At 42.8% G+C, this 3,015-nt stretch carries 3 protein-coding genes; 2 read left to right on the forward strand and 1 reads right to left on the reverse strand.

Going from position 1 to position 3,015, the window contains the following annotated elements; translation table 11 throughout:
- Positions 1-156 precede the first annotated feature (156 nt).
- Positions 157-786: an aconitase family protein gene (locus tag Q7V48_02560; GenBank protein ID MDO9209622.1), complete on the reverse strand. Its 630-nt coding sequence runs from the start codon at positions 784-786 to the stop codon at positions 157-159.
- A gap of 726 nt (positions 787-1,512) precedes the next feature.
- On the opposite strand from Q7V48_02560, the gene Q7V48_02565 reads away from it, so the two are divergent.
- Both Q7V48_02565 and Q7V48_02570 read left to right on the forward strand, forming a co-directional pair.
- Positions 1,513-2,094: a transposase gene (locus Q7V48_02565; GenBank protein ID MDO9209623.1), complete on the forward strand. Its 582-nt coding sequence runs from the start codon at positions 1,513-1,515 to the stop codon at positions 2,092-2,094.
- A gap of 113 nt (positions 2,095-2,207) precedes the next feature.
- Complete coding sequence (locus Q7V48_02570; GenBank protein ID MDO9209624.1) at positions 2,208-2,783, forward strand: hypothetical protein; 576 nt, start codon at positions 2,208-2,210, stop codon at positions 2,781-2,783.
- Positions 2,784-3,015: the final 232 nt, after the last annotated feature.

Here is a 3,015-nt window from a genome sequence, read left to right on the forward strand (position 1 = left end):
GAAGCGTACAAAACTGACCAGGCGACAATTTCAGGTCAATGGGGAGGTAATAATATTCAATGCTAGTCAGGAACGATTAAAATAGGAGAACAAAGAAGGTTTATGTCAGAAAAACTCAAATTACCTTATCTCGAAAAAGTAGATAAGCGGGGCAATCTAGAGGTGTAGATTGTCGATGGAAGTTACATTCGAAGCCATATTGATGCAGAATTTACCAATTTTGGTCAGCATTACAGTTTCCCCTTCATTCCGAAAAATAATATCCTTAGACGTCACCCTTTCTGGAAGGTCTCCTTTGATGACAAACTTGATGGTAGATGGGACTCTCATCCATAACTCCCCCGTAGCCAACACATAAGCCATCTCGGACACCCCAATGCCCGACCCCGCAGCCCCAAAGGCCCCATAAGTAGTACTATGGGAGTCAGTGCCTAAGATCAGTTCCCCAGGGATAATGTGGCCCTTCTCCCCCATGATCTGATGACATATCCCCGCCCTCATGTCATGCCAACTCTCAATCCCTAACTTCTTCACTCCCTCCCTTATCAATTTATGAACTTCTGCGTGAGCTATAGTGGGGGCTGGAACGTAGTGGTCAAGCAAGATCGCTATCTTATTCGGGTCCCACACCCTTTCAACCCCTTCTTCCTTCAAAACACGATAGACCTCGGCAAATGCCTCTTGGCTCATCACCTGGTCTACCTTGGCAGTGACATATTCCCCAGGCTTCACCTCTCTTCTACCCGATGCCCTTGCCAATACCTTCTCCGCCATGGTCATCCCCATCGATCTCCCTCCATTTCCTCGTTACCTTATAAGATATCGAATGGCTTACTCAAAATCGGGGAAAGTCGCTTTACAAAAAATAACTCCATCAGCTTTCCAATGTCATCCATCCTCTCGATATGAACTTGTCGAACACCCAAACACCATCGTCCTCTTGCAAGAAGTGCTTTTTGGCCGATTGGCAAGATGGGAGTGCTTTCATCAGACCGGGTTCAGTTGTAGGGCGAGCACAATGATTTTATTTTTCATGAGTCCGCCTTCTACCAAGAAGCGCTTCTCTTGTACTAAAAGGCCCTTTAAATCGTCTATGAGGTTCCGCATATTATTAATCCCCTAAAATGTATCTTCCTGCTTTTGCAGATCTTGCCAAAGGCTACAGGTTGAACAAGAAACGATTTTACGAGGAAAGACTTTTTTGCTGGATTGTATAAAATTGGGAATGGCAAGTCAAGAAAAGATCCGGACTAATACCAAGGGGTTAGAAAATTTACGGTTAGCGCCCTTAGGCTTGCGTGGGGCATTCCTTAGGGGTTCAAATCCCCCCTCTCTCCTTTAAAAAACATGGACCCTAATAACCTTAATAGAGACTGTTACGATAAAACTTGTAACTATTTAATAATTAAAGGAAAACGTGCTATTTTTTGATCGAGCTAATAATCAAGCTAAATCTATGTGATTTAGCTCCAAATATTTGGTAATATTCCGCTCCGGAAGGGGTGGAATATCATGAATAAGAATGTAAAACAACGATTCGATGTAGATCCTATTTTGGAAAAGATTTCCCCTCACATTCCTGATGAAGAAATCGATTTCCTTTTTCCATTTAGAAAATTTAACACTCAAGGCCACGTGAGGCAGTTTAAAACGAGTCAACTTTACAGAGCCCATATATTAACCATGATCAAGGGAGTTACCTCGTTTAATAAATTATCCGCTGAGTTCAAATCCAGAAGGTCTTTTCGGGATTTTTGTCGTTTTAAAAATAAGAAGGCGACGCCTACAAATCGTATTCTATCTGAGTTTAGAGACCACCTAAAGCCTCCTGGATTTGAAAAGATCGCTCAAATGATTACTTTAAACTTTTTAAATATGGTCAATTTGCCCCGGGTCAAGGTTGCGGTTCCAGACGCCACAGATATGCCGGCAAGTTGCCATGGCTTTGCTAAAAAAAATGCCAATGTGCTGGAGAGTGCCAATGTCCTAGGGAGTATACAGCGCAAGGGGCAGCGAAAGGCAAAAGAACTAAAAAAAGTGGACAAAGCCCCTATTTTGTTGGATACAAGAAGCATACTTTACGTCTCTGGTTAAGAATAAAGGGGAAAAACCGTTTAGTCCCTCTGGTCAGTTTCGTTGAACCAGCCAATGTTTATGAGGGAAAACTCTTATGCCCAATGATCCGCAATACCCAAAAGGATTTATCCTTGCATATCGATATCGCTGTCGCAGATATGGGCTATATCAGCAGTGATCAGAAAATGGAGTTAAGAAAACAATCCCATACGGCTGTCTTAACAAGGGTCCGTGAGAATATGTCTCCTCCGAGAGAATACTTTGATTGGGGCTGTCCAGAATGCCCGGAGGGGATTCCCCTATCGTGGGATGGCTACGACCCTGACACTGAGATGCACTGCTATATTACTCCGATAGATCCTCCTGCTTGCAGCCTTTGCCGGTTACATGGCACCTGTTATCAAGAATTTTATGTCAGTTCTCTAGTAGATGAACACCACTTCGGAATAATCCCCCTTCACACCAAGGTCTCCCAAAGGTTATTGCAGGAAATACGCCCCCAGGTTGAAAGAGGGTTTGAGAATGATAAAAACAAACTATATCTGAACAGGTTCTTTGTTAACACTTTAAAGATAGCAAGGATTCTCGGATACCTATCGGATGCCTGTCAGGTACTCCTTCTATTCGCTGATATGAAAACTAACACAAAAGCTAAAGCAAAAAGGGCAATGAAAAAATTATATACTCAGCTGACCTTTGATTTTTAAAAAAGTCCGTTTTTTCTGTTTTTATCGTAACAGTCTCTAGTAGCTTCACATTTATAAATCTCCCTATTACCCGATTCGCTCGAAAAGAGCGACTGGAAAATTGTTGAATACTTCCATCAACGGAAGGCCCAAAACCTGGCCATTCTTCTTCGGGGGGAGACTTTCTCCTGTAAAAAGGTTTCGATAAACATGGTCCCCCCATTCCGGGGGTAATATGAGCCAGGTATCTTTC

This window comes from Deltaproteobacteria bacterium (genome assembly GCA_030654105.1).
GTDB lineage: Bacteria > Desulfobacterota > SM23-61 > SM23-61 > SM23-61 > JAHJQK01.

Bases quoted from the DNA above. Each gene is read 5' to 3' on its own strand.
- Q7V48_02560 (MDO9209622.1), bottom strand. From the start codon at position 786: ATGGGGATGACCATGGCGGAGAAGGTATTGGCAAGGGCATCGGGTAGA.
- Q7V48_02565 (MDO9209623.1), top strand. From the start codon at position 1,513: ATGAATAAGAATGTAAAACAACGATTCGATGTAGATCCTATTTTGGAA.